This is a genomic window from Bradyrhizobium sp. 930_D9_N1_4, assembly GCF_052076015.1.
GTDB lineage: Bacteria > Pseudomonadota > Alphaproteobacteria > Rhizobiales > Xanthobacteraceae > Bradyrhizobium.
The window spans coordinates 2771686-2794024 of sequence record NZ_CP197236.1 but is presented as its reverse complement, the minus strand read 5'-3'; the positions used below and the strand labels follow the sequence as shown (position 1 = coordinate 2794024).

The 22339-nt window shown below is 64.9% G+C and carries 21 protein-coding genes; 5 read left to right on the top strand and 16 right to left on the bottom strand.

Annotation, left to right across the window (positions count from 1 at the left end; all coding sequences use genetic code 11):
* The first annotated feature begins 59 nt into the window (after positions 1 to 59).
* The gene (locus tag AB7532_RS12800; RefSeq protein WP_441235144.1) at positions 60 to 1301 is read left to right on the top strand and encodes a multidrug effflux MFS transporter; all 1242 of its coding nucleotides are present in this window, start codon (positions 60 to 62) and stop codon (positions 1299 to 1301) included.
* 12 nt (positions 1302 to 1313) lie between these two features.
* Here the strand turns inward: AB7532_RS12800 and AB7532_RS12795 are convergent, their stop codons facing one another.
* From AB7532_RS12795 to AB7532_RS12750, 10 genes are all read right to left on the bottom strand, one after another.
* A complete protein-coding gene (locus AB7532_RS12795; RefSeq protein WP_441235143.1) occupies positions 1314 to 2075 on the bottom strand; it encodes an SDR family NAD(P)-dependent oxidoreductase in 762 nt (253 codons plus the stop codon).
* 20 nt (positions 2076 to 2095) lie between these two features.
* Entirely contained in the window at positions 2096 to 3835 is a 1740-nt protein-coding gene (locus tag AB7532_RS12790) for a nitrilase-related carbon-nitrogen hydrolase (RefSeq protein WP_441235142.1), read from the bottom strand.
* Between the two features lie 13 nt (positions 3836 to 3848).
* Entirely contained in the window at positions 3849 to 4838 is a 990-nt protein-coding gene (locus AB7532_RS12785) for an acetamidase/formamidase family protein (RefSeq protein ID WP_441235141.1), read from the bottom strand.
* Between the two features lie 32 nt (positions 4839 to 4870).
* Positions 4871 to 5599: an ABC transporter ATP-binding protein gene (locus AB7532_RS12780; RefSeq protein WP_441235140.1), complete on the bottom strand. Its 729-nt coding sequence runs from the start codon at positions 5597 to 5599 to the stop codon at positions 4871 to 4873.
* Positions 5592 to 6308 (bottom strand): ATP-binding cassette domain-containing protein, encoded by a 717-nt coding sequence (locus AB7532_RS12775; protein WP_441235139.1) that lies wholly within the window; start codon positions 6306 to 6308, stop codon positions 5592 to 5594. The genes AB7532_RS12780 and AB7532_RS12775 overlap by 8 nt, the downstream gene beginning before the upstream one ends.
* On the bottom strand, positions 6308 to 7372 hold the full coding sequence (locus AB7532_RS12770) for a branched-chain amino acid ABC transporter permease (protein ID WP_441235138.1): 1065 nt from the start codon (positions 7370 to 7372) through the stop codon (positions 6308 to 6310). The genes AB7532_RS12775 and AB7532_RS12770 overlap by 1 nt, the downstream gene beginning before the upstream one ends.
* A gap of 15 nt (positions 7373 to 7387) precedes the next feature.
* Positions 7388 to 8260 (bottom strand): ABC transporter permease subunit, encoded by an 873-nt coding sequence (locus tag AB7532_RS12765; protein ID WP_441235137.1) that lies wholly within the window; start codon positions 8258 to 8260, stop codon positions 7388 to 7390.
* Between the two features lie 83 nt (positions 8261 to 8343).
* Entirely contained in the window at positions 8344 to 9585 is a 1242-nt protein-coding gene (locus tag AB7532_RS12760) for an urea ABC transporter substrate-binding protein (protein ID WP_441235136.1), read from the bottom strand.
* A gap of 10 nt (positions 9586 to 9595) precedes the next feature.
* Positions 9596 to 10261 carry an ANTAR domain-containing response regulator gene (locus AB7532_RS12755; protein ID WP_441235135.1) on the bottom strand — a complete coding sequence of 222 codons (666 nt, stop codon included), beginning with the start codon at positions 10259 to 10261 and terminating at the stop codon, positions 9596 to 9598.
* Positions 10258 to 11418: a transporter substrate-binding domain-containing protein gene (locus tag AB7532_RS12750; RefSeq protein ID WP_441235134.1), complete on the bottom strand. Its 1161-nt coding sequence runs from the start codon at positions 11416 to 11418 to the stop codon at positions 10258 to 10260. The genes AB7532_RS12755 and AB7532_RS12750 overlap by 4 nt, the downstream gene beginning before the upstream one ends.
* Positions 11419 to 11511: 93 nt before the next feature.
* On the opposite strand from AB7532_RS12750, the gene AB7532_RS12745 reads away from it, so the two are divergent.
* Positions 11512 to 11637: a hypothetical protein gene (locus AB7532_RS12745; protein ID WP_441235133.1), complete on the top strand. Its 126-nt coding sequence runs from the start codon at positions 11512 to 11514 to the stop codon at positions 11635 to 11637.
* 89 nt (positions 11638 to 11726) lie between these two features.
* Here the strand turns inward: AB7532_RS12745 and mdlC are convergent, their stop codons facing one another.
* From mdlC to AB7532_RS12715, 6 genes are all read right to left on the bottom strand, one after another.
* A complete protein-coding gene (gene mdlC / locus AB7532_RS12740; RefSeq protein ID WP_441235132.1) occupies positions 11727 to 13334 on the bottom strand; it encodes a benzoylformate decarboxylase in 1608 nt (535 codons plus the stop codon).
* 37 nt (positions 13335 to 13371) lie between these two features.
* Positions 13372 to 14820 carry an aldehyde dehydrogenase gene (locus AB7532_RS12735; protein WP_441235131.1) on the bottom strand — a complete coding sequence of 483 codons (1449 nt, stop codon included), beginning with the start codon at positions 14818 to 14820 and terminating at the stop codon, positions 13372 to 13374.
* Positions 14821 to 14854: 34 nt separating this feature from the next.
* Positions 14855 to 16177, bottom strand: coding sequence for an MFS transporter (locus tag AB7532_RS12730; RefSeq protein WP_441235130.1), 1323 nt, complete (start codon positions 16175 to 16177; stop codon positions 14855 to 14857).
* 78 nt (positions 16178 to 16255) lie between these two features.
* Positions 16256 to 17965 carry an FAD-dependent oxidoreductase gene (locus AB7532_RS12725; RefSeq protein WP_441235129.1) on the bottom strand — a complete coding sequence of 570 codons (1710 nt, stop codon included), beginning with the start codon at positions 17963 to 17965 and terminating at the stop codon, positions 16256 to 16258.
* A gap of 46 nt (positions 17966 to 18011) precedes the next feature.
* Positions 18012 to 18479: a MarR family winged helix-turn-helix transcriptional regulator gene (locus tag AB7532_RS12720; protein ID WP_441235128.1), complete on the bottom strand. Its 468-nt coding sequence runs from the start codon at positions 18477 to 18479 to the stop codon at positions 18012 to 18014.
* Between the two features lie 43 nt (positions 18480 to 18522).
* Positions 18523 to 19446, bottom strand: a complete 924-nt coding sequence (locus AB7532_RS12715) for a LysR substrate-binding domain-containing protein (protein WP_441235127.1) — start codon at positions 19444 to 19446, stop codon at positions 18523 to 18525.
* A gap of 107 nt (positions 19447 to 19553) precedes the next feature.
* Between AB7532_RS12715 and AB7532_RS12710 the strand changes: the two genes are divergently transcribed.
* The 3 genes from AB7532_RS12710 to AB7532_RS12700 are packed head-to-tail and all read left to right on the top strand — an operon-like array spanning position 19554 to position 22331.
* A complete protein-coding gene (locus AB7532_RS12710) occupies positions 19554 to 19877 on the top strand; it encodes a Dabb family protein (RefSeq protein WP_441235126.1) in 324 nt (107 codons plus the stop codon).
* Positions 19874 to 20953 carry a maleylacetate reductase gene (locus AB7532_RS12705; protein ID WP_441235125.1) on the top strand — a complete coding sequence of 360 codons (1080 nt, stop codon included), beginning with the start codon at positions 19874 to 19876 and terminating at the stop codon, positions 20951 to 20953. Before AB7532_RS12710 ends, AB7532_RS12705 begins: the two co-directional genes overlap by 4 nt.
* A gap of 4 nt (positions 20954 to 20957) precedes the next feature.
* Positions 20958 to 22331, top strand: a complete 1374-nt coding sequence (locus AB7532_RS12700) for an amidohydrolase family protein (protein WP_441235124.1) — start codon at positions 20958 to 20960, stop codon at positions 22329 to 22331.
* Positions 22332 to 22339: the final 8 nt, after the last annotated feature.

Below are 22339 nucleotides of genomic sequence, written 5' to 3'. Positions count from 1 at the left end.
AAGGAGGGGACCGTCCCTTCCCCTCCTTCCCAACCTCAATTGCAATGAATGGCTCCGCCATGAAGGTCCAGCCTGCATCCGTCGCCTTTACGGTTCTGCTTGGGTTCCTCGCGGCCGTGCCCTACTCCGGCATCGACATCAACCTTCCCGCACTGGCGGCGACCGGCGCCGCGCTGGGCGCAAGCCCCTCGCATGTCGGGCTCACGATGAGCGCTTTCATGCTGAGCCTAGCGGTCGCTCCCCTCGTCTACGGACCGGTCTCCGACCGGATCGGCCGTAAGCCCGTCATCCTGTTTGGCCTGGCGCTGTTCGTGATCGCGAGCATTGCCTGCGCGATGGCAAACTCATTGCCGATGCTGCTGATCTGCCGCGCGGTCCAGGGCGTGGGCGCGGCCAGCACGGCGACGACCTTTGCGATCATCCGCGACCTGTTCGACGAAGAGTCCGGGCGCGCCAAGATCGGCAGTGTCATGATCGCCATCAATGTCGTGACGGTGATTGCGCCGAGCGCCGGTGCCGCACTGCTCGCGATCGGCGACTGGCGATTGATCTACGCGGTCCAGGCCCTGGCCGCACTCATACTGATACCGACGGTGCTGTGGGGATTGGCCGAGAGTGCCAAGCTCGAAGCTGCCAGCCGTATTGCGTCATCGAGCGTCGTCAAGGACTATCTGCGCATCGTCACGCACCCGGTGTCGATGGCGTTCATCCTGGTCGGCGCCGTCGCCGGCTCCGCGGTGTTCGCTTATGTCACGGGCTCTTCGCTCTATTTCATCAGCGTCGCCGGCTTGCAACCGAAGCAGTACGGCTTGATCTTCAGCGCCTGCTCAGCGGCTGTGATGTGCGGCGCATTCCTCGACGGCCAGCTCGGCAGGCGCGGCGTCGCGCCTACGGAGGTGCTGACGGTGGGACTGGTGCTCCTGTTCGCCGCCTCAAGTGCGATGCTCGTGACGACCCTGGCCGGCTGGAGCCCGCCCGCCCTCGTCGCCGCGCTCCTGATGGTGGTGGCGCTGGCTTTCGGGCTCAGCATGCCGAACCTCATGAATGCAACGATGCAGCCATTGCCCGACATCGCCGGTGCCGTCAGCGCGGTGGCCGGCACCGTTCAATTGACGTCAGGCGCCATCGCCAGCGGCGTGGTCGCGCTGCTGTTCGATGGACGAACCGCGCTCTCGATGGCGGACGTCATGGCCGCCACCTCGCTGCTGGCGCTGACACTCTACCTGCGATTTGCCCGGCCGGCCGGAAGCACCTCGCAGCGGGCAACCACCGCAGCGACCGATGGCACCACGGTGTCGTAGCGGCCTGACGACCTAGAACTGCACCCCGCGCGTCAGGGCCCCGTCGACGACAAGGTTCGTCCCGGTGATGAAGCTCGCGGCGCGACTGGCGAGGAAGACGGCGGCATTGGCCATTTCCTGCGGAGTACCCATTCGCCCGGTCGGATTGAGCGCCAACGCGGTCTTGTAGAGTTCGGGATTGTTGTCCTTGATCATGTTCCAGACCCCGCCGTCGAAATAGGTGTTGCCCGGCGACACCGAGTTGGCGCGGATGTTTTTCGCCGCGAGCTGGTTGGCCAGCCCCTGCGTGTAGTGGATGATCGCCGCCTTGAACGTGCCGTAGGGGCCGGCCGCGAAATCGACCTCGCGCCCCGAGACGCTCGCTATGGTGACGATCGCGCCGGCAGAGCTCTTCTCCAGATAGGGCATGGCCGCGTTCACCAGCCGGACCGTGCCCATCATGTCGGTCGCAAACTCCTTCTCCCAGCTCTCGTCGTCCTGCCCGATCGCAAGTGCGCTGACATTGGCGACGACGACGTCGATGCCGCCGAGCTTCGCCGCCATGTCGCCGACCCAGGCTTTCAACACGGCCGCATCGGCGACGTCGACTGCACCGCCATAGGCCGCAACGCCCTTGGCCTTGAGTGCCGTGACCGTGCTCTCGACCTCGGCCAGGTTGCGCGAGCAGACGCCGACATCGGCGCCTTCAGTCGCAAACGTCTCGGCGATCGCGCGACCGATTCCCTTGGTGCTTCCCGTGACGAGAACTTTTGCGCCCTTGAGCCCCAAATCCATGGCCGGTCTCCTTTCCTGGTTCAGTAATTGTTGGCCGCCGCCCTGACCAATCCACGATAGCTGTGCGGCATGCGCATCGACACCAGATCCTTACGCCGCACGACGTTGGTCGGATAGACGCTGTCGAGATTGGTGGTGTCGACCAGCGCGGTCGCAAGGCCCGGGCCGCCGGCCGCGATCGCCTCCCGGCGCGGGAACTCGAACGTATCAGGCCCGAACACGCCGCTCAGCCCGGAATAACCGCGCTCGGGATCGACCACATTGGCGAAGGCGAAGAACAGATTGTTTTCGCCCGCACGAACGCGGAAATGATGCCAGTGATGCGGATCCGGGCCAGTCGGAATCGGCGTCGGTTGCCCGATCTCCGTGCCGGCATGCGACGAACTGAAGCGCTGCTTGATCGCGGCGGGACAGACGATGAGATCGCAGCCCCGCAGCGCCAAAACGCGACCTGCCTCCGGAAACGACGCATCGTGACCGATCAACAGCCCGATGCGACCGATCGGCGTGTCGACGACAGTCCATGCGTCCCCGGCCGTGGCCCAGCCGCGCTCGTCGGCCGTCAAATGCGTCTTGCGATAGACCGAGATGGTTCCGTCGGGTGCGACGAGGCAGGCGCTGTTGTAGACCAGATCGCCGTCGCGCTCGGCGAGGCCACAGACCAGGTGGAGATCGAGCTCCCTTGCCAGCATGGCAAGGCTGTCCGTCGCGGCACCCGGTATCGGTTGCGCGGATGTCGCGGGATCCGCAAGTCCCGTCAGCGCAAGCTCCGGAAAGACGACGAGCTCAGCGCCTTCGGCCTTGGCCTTGCCGGCGAGTGCGGCGATCTCTCCGAGATTTTGACTGACCTGATTGCCGGGCGCAAATTGCGCGACGCTGATCCGCGATGTCTTTCCGACCGGCCATGGCGCGTGGCCATAGAGGCTGAAAAAGTCGCGCGGATTCCAGCTGAAGGTGTCGGTGAGCAGTTCCGGATAGAGCTCCGGCCGCCGCTGCGCGAACACGGTCTCGCCGAGCACGCGGCGCGCGCGCGCGGCATCGAGATCGATCTCGGACATGAGCACGCCATCGCCCTTGTCGAGCACGGCCGTCACCTGCCCGTCCGGCGCGATCACGCAGCTGCCGCCGCTGAACTGCACCGTGCGCTCCAGCCCCCAGCGATTGCTCTCGATGACATAGCAACCGTTCTCGAAGGCGCGGCTGATCCAGTATGGCGCCGGCGTGCGCTCGGCCAGCCAGTTCGAGATGTGGCAGATGACATCCGCGCCGCCCAGCGCCATCAACCGCGCGGTTTCGACGAAATGGATGTCCATGCAGATCAGCAGCGCGATCCGCCCGATCGGTGTCTCGAACACCTGATTGTGCAGATCGCCTGCCGCCGCCCATTTCGGCTCGGAGATGTAGGGATGCGTCTTGCGGTGGCGGCCGACGATACCGTCGGGCCCGATCAGGACAGCCGAGTTGAAATAGATGCCGTCCTCATCGACCTCCGGCATGCCGACCACGATGTAGCAATCGTGCGCAGCCGCCAGTGCCGCAAAGCGGTTCGTGGTCGGCCCCGGGATCGTCTCGACGAAAGGCGCGACCTCGGCGCGGTCGAACCAGCAATAGCCCGTCGTTCCCATTTCCGGCGTGACGATCAGCCTTGCACCGGCCACCGCCGCCTGCTCGCAAAGTTCGAGCAGCCGCGCGATGTTGCGCTCCTTCTCGAACATGGCAGGCTCGAACTGGACGGCGGCGACCTTGTGCTTGGTGGACATGATCCTGCTGGCCTCAGACGAGATAGGATTTCTTGATGGAGGCGCCGAGCGTGTATTTGGGATCGACCATGTTGCCGAGGCGGACACGGCCAGCCTGGGTCAGCAACATGTAGGCGTCGATCTCCTCGAAGCCGTAATCCGCCGCCATCCAGCGGCACAGCTCGCGATAGGCGATGCGGGCCGCATCCTCCATCGGCCGCGCCGAGCCGATGGTCATGATGAAGTCCTTGGTCTCGAGCCGCGGCCAGGCGATGGTCCAGTTCTTGATGAGGTCGATCTGCACCGTGGTCACGGTCGGGTGCTCGATGGCGACGCCACAGAGCTCGCCGTCACCCTGCGCGGCATGGCAATCACCGAGATAGAGCAGCCCACCCTTGGTGTTGACGGGCAGGTAGACGACTGCGCCGACGCCGACATCCGGCAGGTCCATGTTGCCGCCATAATAATCGGGGACGAGCGAAGAAATCGCCTCGATCTCCGGCGAGGTGCCGATGGTGCCGATGAAGGGCTCATAGGGGAGCGTGATCTTGTCGTTCCACTTCGTGCCGGTCTTGGGGTCGATCACGAGCTTCTTGACGCGCTCCGGCAGTGCCGGATTGAGTAGCGCGGTCTGGCCGGTCGAGACCAGGCCGCCAAAGTCAGGCATGACCACGGTGGTACCGCACGGCTGCGGGCCGCGCGGCACGATGCTCTCGATATAGACCGCAAGCACGTCGCCCTTCTCCGCGCCGTTGACGTGGATCGGGCCGTTCTGCGGATTGAGGAACGGGAAGTTGAGGATCTTCGACGGGCTGTCGGTCTCGTGCTTGATCGCGCCTTCGAACGCATCATGCGTCTCGGCGGCGACGACAGCGCCGGGATCGACCGTCAGCACCGGTCCCACGTAAGGACCGTAGACATAATGGTACTTGCCCTGCTCGGCCTCCGTGATCGTGTACTGCTTGCCACGCTCGCCCTTGGCGACGCCTTTGCGTGCCATGATGGAATCGTTTTGCCAGGCCATTTACTGTTCTCCTTGGTTGGGCGTCGTTTTTTCTAGACTGCCAGATGGCGGCGCATCTCCGCTTCGTCGTCGAGCGCGGAACGGTCGAGACTTGCAACGATGCGCCCCTTGTCCATGACGTAGCAGCGCTGCGCCATGGCGCGGATCATGTCGAGATTCTGCTCGACCAGGATAATGCTCACGCCGGTCCTGCGGTTGAGCTCGACCATGTTGCGAGCGATGTCCTGGACGATGTTGGGCTGGATGCCTTCCGAGGGCTCATCGAGCAGGATCAGATGGGGATCGGCGATCAGCACGCGTCCGATCGCGAGCTGCTGCTGCTGGCCACCGGACAACGTGCCGGCGCGCTGATGCCAGCGCTCTTCAAGGATCGGAAAGGCCTCGACGATCCTGCGCCGCCCCGCTGCGGGAATGCCGCCGCCCTTGATTGCCGCGCCGACCGCCACGTTCTCGCCGACGGTCAAGCGCGGAAACACGTCGCGCCCCTGCGGCACATAACCCATGCCGAGGCGCGCCCGCTTGTGCGCCGGCAGGGCATCCACCGCTTCGCCGCGATATACGATCGAACCGCTCATCGCCGGCACGAGCCCGATCAGACTCTTCATCAGCGTCGATTTGCCGACGCCGTTGCGCCCGATCACGGCGACGATCTCGCCTTCCCGCACCTCGATCTCGAGACCTTGAAGCACCGGCTTGCCGCCATAGCCGGCCCGCAAGCCCAGCGTCGAGAGGATGACTTCCTTGCGTGCGATATCAAGCATGGGCTTGCCCCAGATAGATCGCCGCCACCCGCTCGTCCGCCACGATCTGGTCGATCGAGCCCTGCGCAAACACTTGGCCGAGATGCAGCACGGTGACGCGCTGGGCGACCTGGCGCACGAACGCCATGTCGTGCTCGATCGCGAGCACGGTCATGCCGTCGGCATTGAGCCGCTGCACCATCTCGCCGGTCATGTGGGTTTCCTCCGGAGACATGCCCGCGGTCGGCTCGTCCAGCAGCAGCAGGCGCGGCTTCAGGCTGATCGCCATGCCGATCTCCAGCCATTGCTTCTGGCCGTGGCTGAGATTTCCCGCAGTCTGCGCCTGCTCGGCCTCCAGGCCAAGGAAGCCGAGCAGCCGGCCGATCTCGGCTTCGAGCTCGGCGCCGCGATGCCGGCTTTGCAAGGCGATCTCGAGGTTCTGGCGCACGGACAGGCCCTTGAAAACGCCGGGCACCTGGAACTTGACCGACAGGCCGCGGTGAATCCGCGCAAAGGACTTCAGCGCCGTGATGTTCTCGCCGGCGAAGAGGATGTCGCCGCTGCCGGGATGATGCTCACCCAGGATCAGGCGAAACAATGTGCTCTTGCCGGCACCGTTCGGGCCGATCAAGCAATGGATCTCGCCGGGCTGGAGCGTGAGGTTCACGGCGTTGGTGACGTGCAGGCCGCCAAAATGCTTGTTCAGCTCGCGCAGTTCGAGCAGCGACATCAGCCGGCCCTCTGCGTGAAGCGGGCCGCGAGGCGGCCGAGCCAGTTCATGACGCCGAGCACGAGGCCGTTCGGCGCGATCAGGACCGTGAGCACGAGCAACACGCCCATGAAGATGAGCGCATACTGGCTGCCGTAGATCGTCAGCGCCTGGAACGCGGCGAGCACCACCAGCGTGCCGATCACGGTCGAGGTCAGGTCGCTGCGGCCGCCGACCGCGACCCAGATCAGCGGCAGGGCCGCCGCCGTCATGCCCATGCTCGACGGCGTGATGTACTGCCCCCACACCGTGTAGAGCACGCCGGAGAGCCCCGCGAGCGCGGCACCGATGACGAAGGTGATGAGCTGATACTTGCGGATGTCGTAGCCCAGCATCTCCGCCCTTTCCGGATTTTCGCGGATCGCGACGATGACGTTGCCGAACGACGAGTTCATCAGGATGCGCAAGGCCAGATAGACGACAACCAGAAGGCCGAGCACGAAATAGTAGAGCCCGACATCGGCGAACAGCACGATCGGCTCGCCCGGCCACGGAATGGTCAGCGGCGGCATCGCGCTCATGCCGTTGAAGCCGTTGAGCCGCGCGCTGCCGATGTGCCATTCCGGTCCCGCCGTCTGCGCCATGAAGCGTTCCAGCATCAGGGTCACGGCAAGCGTGACGATGCCGAGGAAGACGCCGGCGATGCGGCCGAAGAACATGAAATAGCCGAGCAGGACCGCGAACAGGGCGGCGATCGCCACCGCAATCACCAGCGCCACCAGCGTGAAGCCGTAGGCCGAGCCGAAATTGATGGTGAGAACGCCGTAGCCATAGCCCGCGATCCCGAAGAACGCGGTCTGCCCGAACGACAGCGAGCCGCCATAGCCCCAGATCACGCACAGGCTGAGCGCGATGAAGACCCAGACGAAGAAGTAGACCGTGTTGCCGACGGTGTAGCCGTCGCTGAACAGCGGGTACGCGATCGCGACCGCGAGCACGATTGCAAACAGGCCCCAGAAGGTCCGGCCGCGACCGACGGTCTGCGGGCCTTCGAGGCGGCGAAACAGCGAGAGGAAACCGGTCACGACGCCATCACTCCGTCAAGTCCGCTCACGCAGCACGAAGCCGGAGATGCCTTTCGGCAGAACCCGGACCACGATGATGACGGCGACCAGCAGGCCGATCTGGCCGAACAGCTGCCCCTGCCACGACGTCATCACCGATTTCACCACCGCAAGCACCGCACCCGCCGGCGCCGTGCCGAGGAAGACGTCGGCGCCGCCGATCACCACGGTAACAAAGGCCTCCATGATGAAGGTCGCGCCCATGGTCGGCACCAGCGTCATGGTCGGCGCGTACAGCCCGCCGGCAAGCCCGGCGAGCCCCGCGCCGCACGCGAAGGTGAGGCTGTAGATCAGGCGCGTATCGACACCGAGCGCGGCCGCCATATGCGGCACCTGGATGGTGGCACGCGCCAGCACGCCGAAGCGCGTCCAGTTGAACAGCGCATAGAGCGCGGCGAGCACGCCGAGCGCCGAACAGAACAGCACGATGCGATAGATCGAATAGGAGTAGTCACCGACCTGAAAGCTGCCGAACGGCGTGCCGACGCCCGCCATGGTCGAGCCGACCATGATCAGCGTGCCCTGCGTGGCGATCAGGCTAAGGCCCCAGGTGGCGACGATGGTGTCGAGCGGCCGGTCATAGAGATGGCGGATGACCGCGAGCTCCACCAGGACGCCGACCAGCGCCGACACGATCGTGCCTGCCAGAATGCCCAGCGGCAACGGCAGGCCGGCATGCACGGTCGCCGCGGTGACATAGGCACCGCACATGATGAACTCGCCATGGGCGAGATTGATCACGCCCATCATGCCGAAGATCACCGCGAGCCCGCAGGCCGATAGCACCAGAAACGCGAAGGCGTCGCCGAATTGATAGAGCGCCGAAAAGACGTGGGTCGCGATGTCCATGAACCAACCGATATGTGAGAAAGTGCAGAAAAGTCCGTGACCGTCCCGGCGCGCCGCGAGCGCCGGGACGATCAGCCGCCGGGTCAGGGTTTCGGCGGAGGATTCGACGGCGTGTACTGCGCCATCGGATCTTTCTTGGTGAGATCGCAGCCGGCTTCACCCAGCCAGTACGGCTTGATGTCCTCCCAGGTCTTCGGGAAGGAGATCGAATGGTCGGCGCCGACCTTGGCGAGATAGATCGTGTGCGACATGTGCTGGCTCTTCGGGTCGATGCAGACCTTGCCCTCCGGCGCGTCCATGCAGACGTCGCCCATCGCAATCACCTTGCGGATGTCCTCGCGTTTGGTCGACTTCGCCCGCTCCACCATCTGCTTGTAGAGATAGACGGCGAGATAGGAGTTTTCCGCCTCCTGGTTCACATAGGGCTCGCTCGGGAACTTCGCCTTGAACTTGGCGTAGAATTCCTTGCTCTTCGGCGAGTCGATCTCCTCGATGTAGTTGGTGGTGACGTACATGTCCTTCAGGCTCGGCGGCTTGAAGCGCTTGTGCTCGTAGCCCTGGCCGACATTGACGGAGGAAGCCATCGGCAGGTTGACGTTGGCGGACGCCGCCTGCTCGTAATAGGAAGCCTGCGCGGTGCCGACCAGCAGCGTGACCACGAAGTCCGGCTTGGCCTTCTGGATGTTCTGGATGCTCTGCGAGAACTGCGATACGCCGAGCGGGATGAACTCCTCGCCGGCCATCTTGCCGCCGTTCTCCTTGACGATCTTGCGCACCCACTCCGCCGAGATCTGGCCGAAATTGTAGTCGGCGGCGAGCGTGTAGACGTTCTTGCCGTACTTCTCCATCATGTAGGGAATGAGCGTGGAGAACTGCTGCTCCGGCACTGCGCCCGTCACGATCATGTGGCCGTCGCAGACGCCGCCTTCGTACTGGTTGTTATAGAAGGCAAAGCCGTTGAACTGGTCGACGATCGGACGGTAGGCCTCGCGCGAGGCCGAAGAGAAGCCCGCGAACACCACGTCGACCTTGTCGCGCTGGAGCACGCGGCGCATGAACTCCTGGTAGCGGGTGTTGTCGGACTGCGTGTCGTAAGGGACGAGCTCCAGCGGCCGGCCCATAATGCCGCCGGCTTTGTTGATCTCCTCGGCGGCGAGCTGGATGGCGTGGACCTTGCCGATCGTGGCGGCGGCGAAATCGCCGGACTGATCCTCCAGCACGCCCATCTTGATCGGGTTTTCCGCCGCCAGTGCCAGAGATGATCCGAGGACAAGCGTCCCCGTGAGGGCTGCGGCACGCAGCCCCCGCAATACAGACTTACTCATTTTGCTTCTCCTAGATGGCTTGCTTGTTGCCGCCTTGCAGCGTGATGCCGGTCGTGCGGCCGGACGTATCGGGCGGCTTCGCCCGCTTGCTCAGAAACTCCTCGCAGTAGAGTTCCATGTTCTGCCGCGCGCGCATGCTTTCGCGACGGAGCTGGGAATAGGCACCTTCCTCGTCGAGGCCGCCCTGCTGCATCAACAGGATGACGGCCCGGATCACCGCGCGACGGCCGCGACGGCGCTCCTCGAGGTCCTGCAAGCGCTCGCTCATCTCGGCGCGCAGCAGGAACTGATTGATGCCCATGAAGAGAGACGTGTAGACCGCGCCGCCATGCACCGGCTTGCGCAGGAACGAGGTCGCACCGAGATTGACGAGCGCCTTCAGCCGGCTCGGCGCCTCGACGCCGACGAGACCGATCACCGGCACCGGCGGCAGGTGCGAGGCCGGGTTGAGCTCGATCGCGATAGCGCCTTCGAGATCGCCATCGATGAAAAGGATGTCGCGGTCGGCCTGGAGGCTCGCGACGTCGATCTGCGCCCGGCCGTCGATGATCTCCGGATATTCGGTGGAGACGCCGAGCTTGGCGAGCGTCGTTTCGAGCGTGCTCTCCCATCCGCCTCGCTTGGTGACGACGATGGCGCGGCCGCCCTTGAAGTTCTGAAGCAGTCGAGAGCTCATGATTGCACCACTTTCAACAGCGGAGAGCGCATTGCGCTGGCAAAGCGCGGCGACGACTGGACGAGATAGGGATCCGGCGCGATCGGCTCGCGGGATTCCAGCAACACTTCGAACTGCCCGTTGGCGGAAGAGCGGCCGATCCGTGGCGTGAGCCAGGCATGAAACGTCTGCCGGTCGATCCGGACCTCTCCTTGCGGCGCGCGCAGCCGCTGATCCGCCACGGCGGCGCGCACTTTGCGCGCATCGTCGGTCCCGGCCTGCGACAACGCCGCCGCAAGCAGCTTGACCGCGATGTAGGAAGACTCTGCATCGGCCGACGAGACTGGTCCGTCAGGAAAGGATCGCGAATAGGCGTCGATGAAGGCGGCATTCTCCGGCGAAGTCAGCGACGAGAAGTAGACGCTCGACGACAGATGCCCGTCGACGGCGTCGGAGCCGATCTCCGGCAATTCCGGTTCCGACAGCGTGCAGCTCGCAACCGGAATTTCCGCGGCCTGATCGATGCCGCGCGCCCGGCAGGCAGCGCGGAACGCGCGGAAGAAGGCGTATGCGCTGGTGCCGATCAGATTGTTGAAGACGAAGTCCGGCCGCTGGTCGATGATCGCCGCGATGACCTGGTCGACCTCGGTATCGCCGACCGGGAGATAGCGCTCGGCGAGCACGCTGCCGCCGCGCGCAATCAGCGCCTCGCGGAAGATGCGGTTGTTCTCCCAGGCCCAGATGTAATTGGAGCCGATGCAAAAGGCGCGCGAGCCGACACGGGACGCCAGATAATCGACCAGCGGCAACACGTGCTGGTTCGGCGCAGCGCCGGTATAGATGACGTTGTCGGAGCTCTCAAAACCTTCGTAGTGCGAGGGGTACCATAAAAGCCCGTCGAACTTTTCGAAGCACGGGATCACCTCCTTGCGGCTCGACGAGGTGTAGCAGCCGACCACCTGGCGGATGCCGGAGCCGAGCAGCTCGAGACTGAGCGAACGATAGCGCTCGAGGTCGCCGGACGGATTGACCACGACCGGCTCGAGCTCGACGTCGGGGCTGCTCGCATTGACTTCCTGAAACGCGAGCAGCGCACCATTGAGGATCGAGCGCGCGACGACGCTGTAGGAGCCCGTCGTCGAGAACATCACGCCGATCCGATACTGCTTCCGCGCCATCACTCGATCCCAAAACAAAAAACGCCCACCGGCTGCAAAGCCGAGGGCGTCCTCGCCGCCAACCGAACACGCGAGAAGCGCGTGGCGTTGGAAATGATTGAACTCATCGCGTTGATGGGCCGTTCTGCCCTACGCTTGTTCAATACGGTCGTTGAGATCGGATATTATGTCAAGCGCGTTGTTGCAGCGGAAATTGCCGCAAATCGTGCCGGCCTGTAGCAAAACTGTGCAGTGCGGCGCAACGCTCGTCCCCGTTCGCGAGCCGGACCAGGCGGCAGGCCCGGCAGCGCAACTGCGGCCGCAGTGAATTACCGGGGATGGCTGAAAAGGTCCGTCGTGGCGTCGTCGACCGCAAGATCGATCAGCGCGGGCCCCGGTGACGCCAGGGCTTCGCTCAGCCTACGGTCGAGATCATCGGCCGCGGTCACACGCCCGCCCGGACAACCCATTCCCTTGGCAAGCGCGACGAAGTCGAGCCCGGGCAAATCGATTCCGGGTGGGCGATGCGCCTGCATGAGCCGGCTGAAAGCGCGCATCGCGCCATAGCCTGAATTGTTCATGATCACGAAGGTGATCGGCAACCGGCGTTGCACCGCGGTCCAGATCGCCTGGACGCAGTACATCGCCGACCCGTCGCCGATCAGGGCGACGATGCGGCGGCCGGGTCGCGCCAGCGCCACTCCGACCGAGGCCGGCAGGCTGTAACCAAGCCCGCCGCTCGCCATCGTATAGAAACTGTCCGCACCCGGCCGCGGCAGGAATTGCTGTATGGCGGGGCGATGGGACGGCGCCTCCTCGACCACGATCGCATCGCGCGGCATCAGCGCCGACAACCGGCTCAGCGCATACGCCGGAGGAATTGGATCGTGCGCGGCAGGAGCGGCCGGGCGCGCCCGCGCGGCCGGCACCTCACGCTCCGCGATGTCGGGCAGCACCGACTGAAGCGCGACGAGCGCCTTGGGGAGCGTGCTGATGATGGTGTCACCAACGGCCGCGGACGCGGCTTCGGTCGGATCATCCGTGATCTGCCAGACGGGGGTTCCATCATCGAGCAATTCGCATTGTCCCTCGACGTGGAAAGTGAATACCGGCGCGCCGACCACGATGATCAGATCGAAGCCGCGCAAGGCACGGGCGAGCCCTGCCGGTGCCGCCGGAAGAAAGCCTGCAAACTGCGGATGCAATTCCGGAAAGCTCGCGCGGCTCGACATCGGGCTTGCCCACACCACCGCCCTCGCCTGCTCGGCGACCGCGACCATCGCGTCAACACAGCCGTTGCGATCGATTTCGGGACCGACAACGAAGGCAGGCCTCCTGGCCGCTGCGATGGCCGCGCCGATCCGCACGATCGCCGCCGGGTCGGGCGCAAATTCCGTCGCGATGTGGCGAACCGGGGGAGCGACTGCCGGCTGCGCCCAGTCATCCGACGGCACGGACACGAATGTCGGGCCGCGCGGATGCTGCATGGCGGTCAGGAAAGCCTGCGCAATGGCCGCAGGGACATCCTCGGCACGCGCGGGTTCCGCACTCCATTTCACATAGGGCTTCGGAAACTGCTCTGCGTCCTCGGCAAAAAGATAAGGCCGCATCCGCAGCAGGCTGCGCGCCTGCTGCCCCGCCGTCACGACCAGCGGCGTCTTGTTGCGAAACGCCGTGAAGAGATTGCCGAGCGCATGCCCAAGCCCGGCTGCCGAGTGCAAATTGACGAAGGCCGGCCGCCCCGTGGCCTGGGCATAGCCATCGGCCATGCCGACGACGCAGCCTTCCTGCAAGCCGAGGACATAGTCGATGTCGTCAGGCCAGTCGCCCAGGAAGGCAAGCTCGGTCGAACCGGGATTGCCGAACACGCGATCGACGCCGAAGGAGCGAAGCACGCCGAGGGTTGCTTCCCGAACCGTCAGGATTTTGGCGTTCATAGGCAGATGTCCTTGGGTGCTTCGCGTTTCGGCGCAATCAGAACGGATAATGCTGAGGCTGTGTCTCGATGGTGATCCAGCGCAGATCGGTGAACTCGGCGATCCCGGCCTGGCCGCCGAAGCGGCCGTAGCCCGAGCCCTTGACGCCGCCGAACGGCATCTGCGCCTCGTCATGCACGGTCGGGCCGTTGACATGACAGATGCCGCTTTCGATGCGCTGCGCCACCGTCAGCGCGCGTGCGACGTCGCGGCCGAACACGGCGGCCGACAGGCCGTACTCGGTGTCGTTGGCGAGCCGTACCGCGTCATCTACGCCGCGCGCGCGGATCACAGAGACGACCGGACCGAAGCTCTCTTCGGTGTAGATGCGCATGCCGGGCACGACATGGTCGAGCACGGTTGCCGGCACCACAGTGCCGGCACGATCTCCGCCCGCGAGCTTGGCGGCCCCTTTGCCGATCGCATCGTCGATGAGTGCAACCACGTGCCTGGCCGGCCCCTCGTCGATCATCGAGCCGATGACGACCGGACCGGAGCGCGGATCACCGGCAGGAAGCGAGCTTGCCTTCTTCGCGAGCTTTTCGACAAAGGACGCGGCCACCGCCTCGTCGACGATCACCCGCTCGGTCGACATGCAGACCTGGCCCTGATTGATGAACGCGCCGAACGCCACGGCCGCGACGGCGGCATCGAGGTCGGCATCGTCGAGCACGACCAGGGGCGCCTTGCCGCCGAGCTCGAGCAGCACCGGCTTGAGGTGGCGCCCGGCGAGCTCGGCGATGACGCGGCCGACGCGGGTCGAGCCGGTGAAGTTGATCCGCCGCACGGCCGGATTGGCGATGAGACGTTCGACCAAGGCGGGCGCATCAGCGGGCGCATTGGTCAGCACGTTCACGACGCCTGACGGAAAGCCTGCGTCCCTGAACACGTCCCCGATAAGCCGGTGCGTTCCCGAGCAGATCTCCGACGCCTTCAGCACGACCGTGTTGCCGCAGGCGAGCGGCGTCGCCACGGCCCGGACGCCAAGAATGATCGGCGCGTTCCACGGCGCTATGCCGAGGCATACGCCGGCCGGCTGGCGCACGGACATGGCAATGCATCCGGGCTTGTCGGACGGGATGACCTCGCCTGCGATCTGCGTGGTCAGCGAAGCTGCCTCGCGCAGCATGCCGGCTGCAAGCTTGACGTTGAATGCCGACCAGACCTCCGTCGTGCCGATCTCGGCCATCATGATCTTGATGAAGGCGTCGCGCTTGGCATCCAGCGCATCGGCGGCCTTCAGCAGCATGCCGCGCCTTGCGTTCGGGCCGAGTGCCGCCCAGGCGGGCAACGCGGCGGAGGCCGCCGCCACAGCGGCATCGGCGTCCGAAATGGTCGCGGCAGCGGCACGGCTCGCGACCTCTTGCGACAGCGGATTGCGCCGCTCGAACACCTTGCCGGTCGAAGCAGCCTGATCCTGGCCGTTGATGAGAAGACTGGCGTCCATGAGAACCTCCCTGATGTTGGCGGCGGTGCTGGGCTCAGCCGAGCAGCCGCGATTTGTTGGTTTCGTGCGCGAAGCCGAGCGCGATCATCGCCGCGAGTGCGAGCGCGACGTAGTATCCGGTGATCGCGTAGGTGGAGCCCGTCTGCGCAAACAGGCTGGTGGCGACAAGCGGCGCGATGCCGCCGCCGAACACCGTCCCGAACTGCTTGCCGATCGACACGCCGGTGAAGCGGATGCGGGTCGGAAACAGCTCCGGGAAATAACTTCCTTCAGTGCCGAACATCAGGGGATGAATCACGCCCGCAGCGAGGATCACGGCGCCCGTTATCAGCAGCGGGTCGCGGCTTGCGACCACGCCGTAGAATGCGAACATCGAGGCTGCCGCCAGCATAACGCCGGCCAGGAACAGGCGTTTGCGTCCGATCCGGTCGGACCAGGCACCGATCAGCGGCATGGCAACGAGGCCGACGAGATTGGCGAACAGCACCGCCTGCGTGATCACATCCTTCTGGACACCGAGCTGGCGCGTCGCGAAGGAGATGGTGAAGATGGCGGTCAGGTAGAAATAGGACGTCTGTGCCATCTCGGCGAAGAACACGATGAGGATCGGCCGCCAGTGTCCCTTGATCGCTTCGACGGCCGGCACTGCGTCAGTCTCCTCCGCCTCGCGGAACGTCGCGCTCTCCTCGATACGCAGGCGCATATAGACGCCGAGCGCGACCAGCACCGCGCTGATCAGGAACGGAACGCGCCAGCCCCATGACAGCAGATCCGCTTCCGCCAGCCGCGAGATCGCGAGCGCCGCAAACGAGGCGAGCACGACGCCGACGGGTCCCGCGGCCTGGATCACGGCCGCCGAGAATCCACGCCGGTGACCGGGCGCCGTCTCGATGGCCATGAGCATTGCCGCGGTCGACTCGCCGCCGAGGGCAAAGCCCTGAACGAAGCGCAGCACGACGAGTGCGACGGTCGCGACCGCACCGGCGCTGGCGTAGGTCGGCAGCAACCCGATCGACATCGTTGCAAGTCCCATCATGAGCAGCGTGCACAGCAGGACGGATTTGCGGCCGAACCGATCGCCGAAATGACCGAACACCAATCCGCCGAGCGGACGCGCCAGGAATCCGACGGAAAACGTCGCGAACACTGCAATCGTCGCCGTGAGCTGGTCGAACTTCGGAAAGAACAGCTGGTCGAATACCAGCGGCGCGATCAGGCCGTAGATGAAGAAATCGTACCATTCGATCGCGGTACCGATGGTGCCGGCGATCAGAATACGCCGGCGGCTGCTCGCGGTCTGCCCGGCACCGCCGGCAGCAGCACGATCGTCGTAATCCTCGAATGCTCTTGTGGTCATGCCGTCCTCCTCCGGTGTCATTGTCGTTTTGTTGTTATTGCCGTGCTGCCGCATTTTGGATGCGGCGACGGGAATCGATCAGCTTGCCAGCCGCGCGCCGTCGCTCGCGCCGTGCCCGAGTGCGCGGGCAAGGACGCGCCCGATCGTACCGGCCTGCGATGCGCTGCCCCGCCATGCCACGATCTGGTCGGGACGTATCAGGGCCAGGTCCGCGCCGTAGAGATCGCGCAGGGATTCCGGCAGCGTGACGAGCTTCACGTCGATCCCAAGCGTGCGGACGGCGTCGGTGACCGCAGCGTGAGCTGACGCGGTCTCGCCGAACCGGAGCAGCGTCCATTCGAACCCGAACAAATCGTAGAGGGACACGCCGTCTTCCAACCACGCATGCGGTGCGCGACCGCCCGGACAAGCGCTGGGAACGTAGACGTTCGCGGCGTCCGGCGGCGGCTCGCTGCCATCGGAGACGATGATCGGCGAACCGTCGTAGCGCCCGCCGAAAGTGATACCGGGAATGTTGAATTCGGCTCGCGCGTGCTGTTCGAGATAGACGCCGGCCGCCCGCCGCGCCTGGCTACCCTCGTCCGTGGCGTGCTCGATCTCCGGCGCCGGCGCGAAGAGACCGAGAGAATCGGCAAAGCGCCGCGCATAGTCGGTGTTACGGAGCGCCACCGGGCGCCGCTCGACCTCGTAGCTCTCGAGCAGCGCTGCGGGGCTTACCCCCTTGACGACGCTTGCGAGCTTCCAGCCGAGATTGACCGCATCCTCGATCGCCGTGTTGTAGCCGAGCCCGCCGGTCGGCGTGAACAGATGTGCCGCGTCGCCGCCGAGGAACACCCTGCCCCGCTGCATCCCGTTCGCGACCAGCGCATGACCGGCGGTCCAGGTCAGGAAGGACAGAACCTCGCATTCGATCGGCGCGCCACAAGCGCGCTGAAACGCGGCCTTGGCTTCGTTGATCGTGATCGCGCCCTCGTCTTCGTCCGGCCGAATCTGCGTATGAAAGGCGAATTCGTCGCGGCCGTTCACCGATGCCATGAAAGCGCGGCGGTCGCCGTTGAAGCAATTGTACATCCACGCCTTGGCGTGCGGGATGCTCGCGTAGAACTCCGGCGAACGGAGATAGACGGCCAGCATGCGGCCACCCATGAAATCACGCTGCGTCCCGGTCTCCCCGCCGTAGACGATCCCGAGCGACTGACGGACCTGCGAACGCGGCCCGTCCGCTCCGACCAGGAAGTCCGCGCGGACCCGAAAGCGGCTGCCATCGTCGAGACGTTCGATCTCGCCGACGATGCCGCCCTCGTTTTCGACGTAGCTGATCAGCCGGTGGCCGTAGTTGAGATGGATGCCAGGGAGTTGTTCGGCGTGGCGACGCAGCACCGCTTCGACATATTTCTGCGAGACCCGATGCGGCAGCTCGGCGGCGCTCCAGGAGCCCGACATGCCCTTGATCAGTTCGCCCGCGCGTGACGAAGACGGCAGTTGAAACCGAGCCAGCTCGTAGCCGGTGTAACGCGTAAAATACGCGACATCGGTTGGATAATCGGCCGGCAGACCTTCGCGCCGGATCTCGTCGGCAAAACCGAGCCGCCGATAGTGCTCCATCGAGCGCGCCTGCGTCGCATTGGCTTGCGGATTGAATGCCGTGCCCGGCTTTTCGTCGACCAGGATCGCGGACACGCCGCGGCGGCCGAGCTCGTTGGCCAGCATCAGTCCGCAGGGGCCCCCGCCCACGATGAGCACCGAGGCCGTCAGACGTGTTTCCAAGACGCTTCTCCCTACCAGCATTATCCCGCATGGTAAGGTAGCCTGACTATATCGTCAAGTAGCCTGACTAAATCGGATCATCGAGCGTGTCGAACGTCGCGCCGTAGAGCGCCAGTCCCTTCAGGATCGCGTCCATCGTGGTCTTGCCGAGTTCGGCCCGCATCTCCTGCTCGGCGATGTCGACCGCATCGCGGAACGCATCGAGCCATTTGCGCCCGGCCGGCGTGAACATGACGATACGCGCGCGCCGGTCGGTCGGATCGGCGATGCGATCGACGAGACCCAACTCGGTGCATTGATCGACCAGTTCGCCCATCGCCTGCTTGCTCATGGACGCGCGGCGGGCGAGCTCGGTGAGTCTGGTCCCCTCCACATCGAGATTGCGGGTGAGGCCGACATGCGCGATCCGCGTTTCGTCATGGCCCTTCTCGGTCATCAATTCGAGCACACGACCCTCGAAGCGCCGCACGGCGTTGTTGAGCAGGCGACCGATATTGGCATGCCGCCATGCGGTTCCGGATGTCCTGGCTTTCAATGGATGCGCCTTCTGTGATGCCGCCTGAGTTCGCAAATGTCGCTCACTTCGTCGCGTCGATCCAGATCCCAGGCACCGAATGCTCGCGGATGTGAGCAAAGAGGAAGTCGGAGAAGACCCTGATCTTGGCCGGCAGCCGGACCCGGTTCTGATAGGCGATGTTCATGGTGAGCAGCGGCAGCTCCCAGTCCGTCAGCACGGGCACCAGCCGGCCGGCCGCGATATCATTTTGCACGATGTAAAGCGGCTGGATCAGAATGCCGAGCCCTGCGCGTGCGGCGCCGCAGATGATCTGGCCGTCATTGCTGTCGAGCGTCGGTGCGATCCGGACAGTCTGCGTCGTGTTATCGTTGCTCAACCGCAGCGAGTAGGGATCGTTGGCGAGATTGTAGATCAGCATGTTGTGGCGGGCGAGATCGGCGGGGTGCTCCGGGTGCCCGTGCTTCTCCAGATAGGACGGAGCCGCCGCGAGCACGCGATGCATCTGGCCGATGCGGCGGACGATGATGTTGGAATCCGGCTCCTGCTCGCGCGTGCGGATCGCCACGTCGATGCCGGCTTCGATGAAGTCCAGATAGCGGTTGGCGCTGATGATCTGCACGCTGAGATCGGGATAGAGCGCGCGGAAGGCCGGCAGCATCGGCGCGAGATAGATCATCGCGAAGGACAGCGAACTCGTCACGCGCAGCATGCCTTTCGGCGACAGCGCGCGATCGGAGACGGCGTCCTCGGCTTCGGCCAATTCATTCAGAAGCACGCTGCAACGCTGCAGCAGTTCCTGCCCCGCCTCGGTCAGCCATTGCCGGCGCGTGTTGCGCTCGATCAGCCGGACCGCGAGCCGCTCCTCCAACGCGCTGAGATGACGGCTGGCGGCCGCGTTCGACATCCGCAGGAGCTCGGCAGCCTTGGACAGGCTGCCGAGCTCGGCGGTCTTGGAGAAAACTTCGAGTTGGAGCAGCCGGTCCATTTTTGCATAAATCGGAAAAGAGACTTACAAATTTTGGCCTTTATTTCCGATTTCTGCAAGGCAAAATGGGGCCAACAAAGCAGAATGGCAGGCGAGGAAATCAGGAAATGTCGGGCGCGATCAGGCACATCGTGATGTGGCGGCTGCGCGGGGAGACCGCCGAGGAGCGCTCCGCCGCCCGGGTCAAGGTCAAAACCCTGTTCGAGGGCCTGCGCGGCCGGATCGACGGCCTCACCCATATCGAGGTCGGCGTCGATGTCAGCGAGGTCGACTACGCCTGCGACGTGGTCCTGTTCTCCGAATTCACCAATCAGGCTGCGCTGGCGGCCTATGCCACCCACCCCGAACATTTGCGCGTCCGCGAGGCGCTGGGCGACTTGCGGATCGGGCGCTTCCAGGTCGATTATCCCATCAAAGAGACCGGCGCATGATCGGTTCGTTCACCTTTGAAAACCTGCCCTGCCGCGTCGTGTTCGGCAGCGGAACGCTTGATACCGCCAGAGCCGAGGTCGAGCGGCTGGGCGGCAAGCGCGCGCTGGTGCTGACCACGCCGCAGCAAGAGGCGCAGGGCAAGAGTCTTGGCGCTGCGCTCGGCACGCTCTATGCCGGCATTTTTCCCGGCGCCACCATGCATACGCCGGTCGACGTCACCGAGCGCGCCCTTGCCGCGATGAAGGCGTGCGAGGCCGACTGCGTCGTCTCGCTCGGCGGCGGCTCGACCACAGGCCTCGGCAAGGCGCTCGCCTTGCGCACCGGAATTAACCAGCTCTGCATTCCCACCACCTATGCCGGCTCGGAGATGACGCCGATCGTCGGCCAGACCGAGAACGGCCTGAAGACCACGGTGCGCGATGCGGCAATATTGCCGGAGACCGTGATCTACGACGTCGATCTGACTTTGACGCTGCCTGTTTCGCTGGCCGCGACCTCGGGCATCAACGCGATTGCGCATGCGGTCGAGGCGCTTTATGCGCGCGACACCAATCCCGTGACATCGCTGATGGCGGAAGAAGGCATCCGGGCGCTGGCCCACGCCCTGCCCGCCATCGCAGCCAAGAGCGACGATCGCGAGGCCCGCACCGAGGCGCTCTACGGCGCCTGGCTGTGCGGCGTTTGCCTTGGCACCGTCGGCATGGCGCTGCATCACAAGCTCTGCCACACACTCGGCGGAACGTTCGATCTGCCGCACGCCGAGACCCACACCATCGTGCTGCCGCATGCACTGGCCTACAACGCGCCGGCGGTACCCGATGCGATGGCTCGAATCTCGCGTGCGATTGGCGCTGCCGATGCCTCGCAGGGACTTTTCGACCTCGCCAAACGGCTGGGTGCGAAGACAGCGCTGCGCGATGTCGGCATGCCCGAAAGCGGCATCGACAGGGCCGCCGATCTCGCCGTCACCAATGCCTACTGGAACCCGCGCCCGCTCGAACGCAATGCCATCCGCGACCTCATTGCGCGCGCCTGGGCCGGCGAGCCGCCTGTTACCATCAAAGCGGCGGCTTGAAGCGATGCGGCGCACGCTGATCAAATCCGCGACAATCGTCAGCATGGACGATGCGATCGGCGATTTCAGCACCGGCGATGTGCTGGTCGAGGGCAGCCGCATCGCCGACGTGCGCCCATGGATCGATCTCGGCAGCGGCGCAGCGGAAACCGAGATCATTGACGGCCAAGGCCGCATCGTCATCCCAGGCCTGATCAACGCGCATATGCACACCTGGCAAACGGGCCTGCGTGGCTATGCCGCGAACTGGACGCTGCTGGAATATTTCCGCCGCATGCATGCCGGGCTCGCCACTGTGTTCCGGCCCGAGGACATCCACATCGCGACCCTCGTCGGCGCGTTGAACCAGATCAATTGCGGCACCACCACGCTGGTCGACTGGTGCCACAACAATCCGACGCCCGATCACACCGACGCTGCCGTACGCGGTCTGATCGAGAGCGGCATCCGCGCCGCCTTCTTCCACGGCTCGCCCAAACCCGAGCCGAAGCCAGGCGAGCCGCATTTCTCGGAGATCCCGCATCCCCGCCGCGAGGTCGAGCGGCTGCTGGCAGGGCCCCTCGCCGACCGCGACGGGCTCGTGACGCTCGGGCTTGCGATCTTGGGTCCGCATTATTCGACGCTCGACGTTGCCATGCACGACTTCCGCCTGGCGCGGGAGTTGAAGCTGATCGCATCGATGCATCAGGGCGGCGGTCCGGCCAAGACGCCCGGCGGCTGGGAGAAGCTGATCGATGCCGGGCTCGTCGGCGCCGGCATCAACATTGTTCACGGCAACGATCTGTCGGATGATCTGCTCGATCGGATGGTCGATCTCGGCGTGTCGTTCTCGGTGACGCCCGAGAACGAGATGATCCAGGGCCACGGTTTTCCGATCACGGGACGTCTGCTCAAGCGCGGCGTTCGGCCGACCATCGGCATTGATCTCGAATCCGTACTGGCGGGCGATCTCCTTTCCGTCGCGCGCATAGCATTGTCGATGCAACGGGCACTCGATAATGCGGAGTCGCGCAATACGAATGGCACCATTCCCGCGACGACCACGATCCCCGTGCGCGAGGCGCTGCGCTGGATCACGACGGAAGGCGCCCGCATGCTCGGGCGCGAGAGCCAGATCGGTTCACTGACGCCAGGCAAGCTCGCCGACCTCGTCGTCATCAACGCATCGGATCTCAACCTCGTCCCGGTGCACGATCCCGTCGCCACCGTCGTGATGCAGACGAGCCTTGCCAATATCGAGGCTGTCATGATCGGCGGCGCCTGGAAGAAACGGAACGGCCGGCTGCTGGTCGAGGGGCTTGAGACGAAGAAAGAGCTGCTGGCGCAATCCGGCCGGCGACTTGTGCAGGACATCGAACGACAGGGACGCGCCGCCTAGGCGCCCCA

Excerpts from the sequence above, each read along its gene's own strand:
- AB7532_RS12725 (WP_441235129.1), bottom strand. The coding sequence starts at position 17,965 with ATGCTGGTAGGGAGAAGCGTCTTGGAAACACGTCTGACGGCCTCGGTG.
- AB7532_RS12730 (WP_441235130.1), bottom strand. The coding sequence starts at position 16,177 with ATGACCACAAGAGCATTCGAGGATTACGACGATCGTGCTGCTGCCGGC.
- AB7532_RS12780 (WP_441235140.1), bottom strand. The coding sequence starts at position 5,599 with ATGCTTGATATCGCACGCAAGGAAGTCATCCTCTCGACGCTGGGCTTG.
- AB7532_RS12785 (WP_441235141.1), bottom strand. The coding sequence starts at position 4,838 with ATGGCCTGGCAAAACGATTCCATCATGGCACGCAAAGGCGTCGCCAAG.
- AB7532_RS12760 (WP_441235136.1), bottom strand. The coding sequence starts at position 9,585 with ATGAGTAAGTCTGTATTGCGGGGGCTGCGTGCCGCAGCCCTCACGGGG.
- AB7532_RS12790 (WP_441235142.1), bottom strand. The coding sequence starts at position 3,835 with ATGTCCACCAAGCACAAGGTCGCCGCCGTCCAGTTCGAGCCTGCCATG.
- AB7532_RS12800 (WP_441235144.1), top strand. The coding sequence starts at position 60 with ATGAAGGTCCAGCCTGCATCCGTCGCCTTTACGGTTCTGCTTGGGTTC.
- AB7532_RS12755 (WP_441235135.1), bottom strand. The coding sequence starts at position 10,261 with ATGAGCTCTCGACTGCTTCAGAACTTCAAGGGCGGCCGCGCCATCGTC.
- AB7532_RS12700 (WP_441235124.1), top strand. The coding sequence starts at position 20,958 with ATGCGGCGCACGCTGATCAAATCCGCGACAATCGTCAGCATGGACGAT.
- AB7532_RS12765 (WP_441235137.1), bottom strand. The coding sequence starts at position 8,260 with ATGGACATCGCGACCCACGTCTTTTCGGCGCTCTATCAATTCGGCGAC.
- AB7532_RS12705 (WP_441235125.1), top strand. The coding sequence starts at position 19,874 with ATGATCGGTTCGTTCACCTTTGAAAACCTGCCCTGCCGCGTCGTGTTC.
- AB7532_RS12745 (WP_441235133.1), top strand. The coding sequence starts at position 11,512 with ATGATTGAACTCATCGCGTTGATGGGCCGTTCTGCCCTACGCTTGTTC.
- mdlC (WP_441235132.1), bottom strand. The coding sequence starts at position 13,334 with ATGAACGCCAAAATCCTGACGGTTCGGGAAGCAACCCTCGGCGTGCTT.
- AB7532_RS12775 (WP_441235139.1), bottom strand. The coding sequence starts at position 6,308 with ATGTCGCTGCTCGAACTGCGCGAGCTGAACAAGCATTTTGGCGGCCTG.
- AB7532_RS12750 (WP_441235134.1), bottom strand. The coding sequence starts at position 11,418 with ATGGCGCGGAAGCAGTATCGGATCGGCGTGATGTTCTCGACGACGGGC.
- AB7532_RS12795 (WP_441235143.1), bottom strand. The coding sequence starts at position 2,075 with ATGGATTTGGGGCTCAAGGGCGCAAAAGTTCTCGTCACGGGAAGCACC.
- AB7532_RS12715 (WP_441235127.1), bottom strand. The coding sequence starts at position 19,446 with ATGGACCGGCTGCTCCAACTCGAAGTTTTCTCCAAGACCGCCGAGCTC.
- AB7532_RS12735 (WP_441235131.1), bottom strand. The coding sequence starts at position 14,820 with ATGGACGCCAGTCTTCTCATCAACGGCCAGGATCAGGCTGCTTCGACC.
- AB7532_RS12710 (WP_441235126.1), top strand. The coding sequence starts at position 19,554 with ATGTCGGGCGCGATCAGGCACATCGTGATGTGGCGGCTGCGCGGGGAG.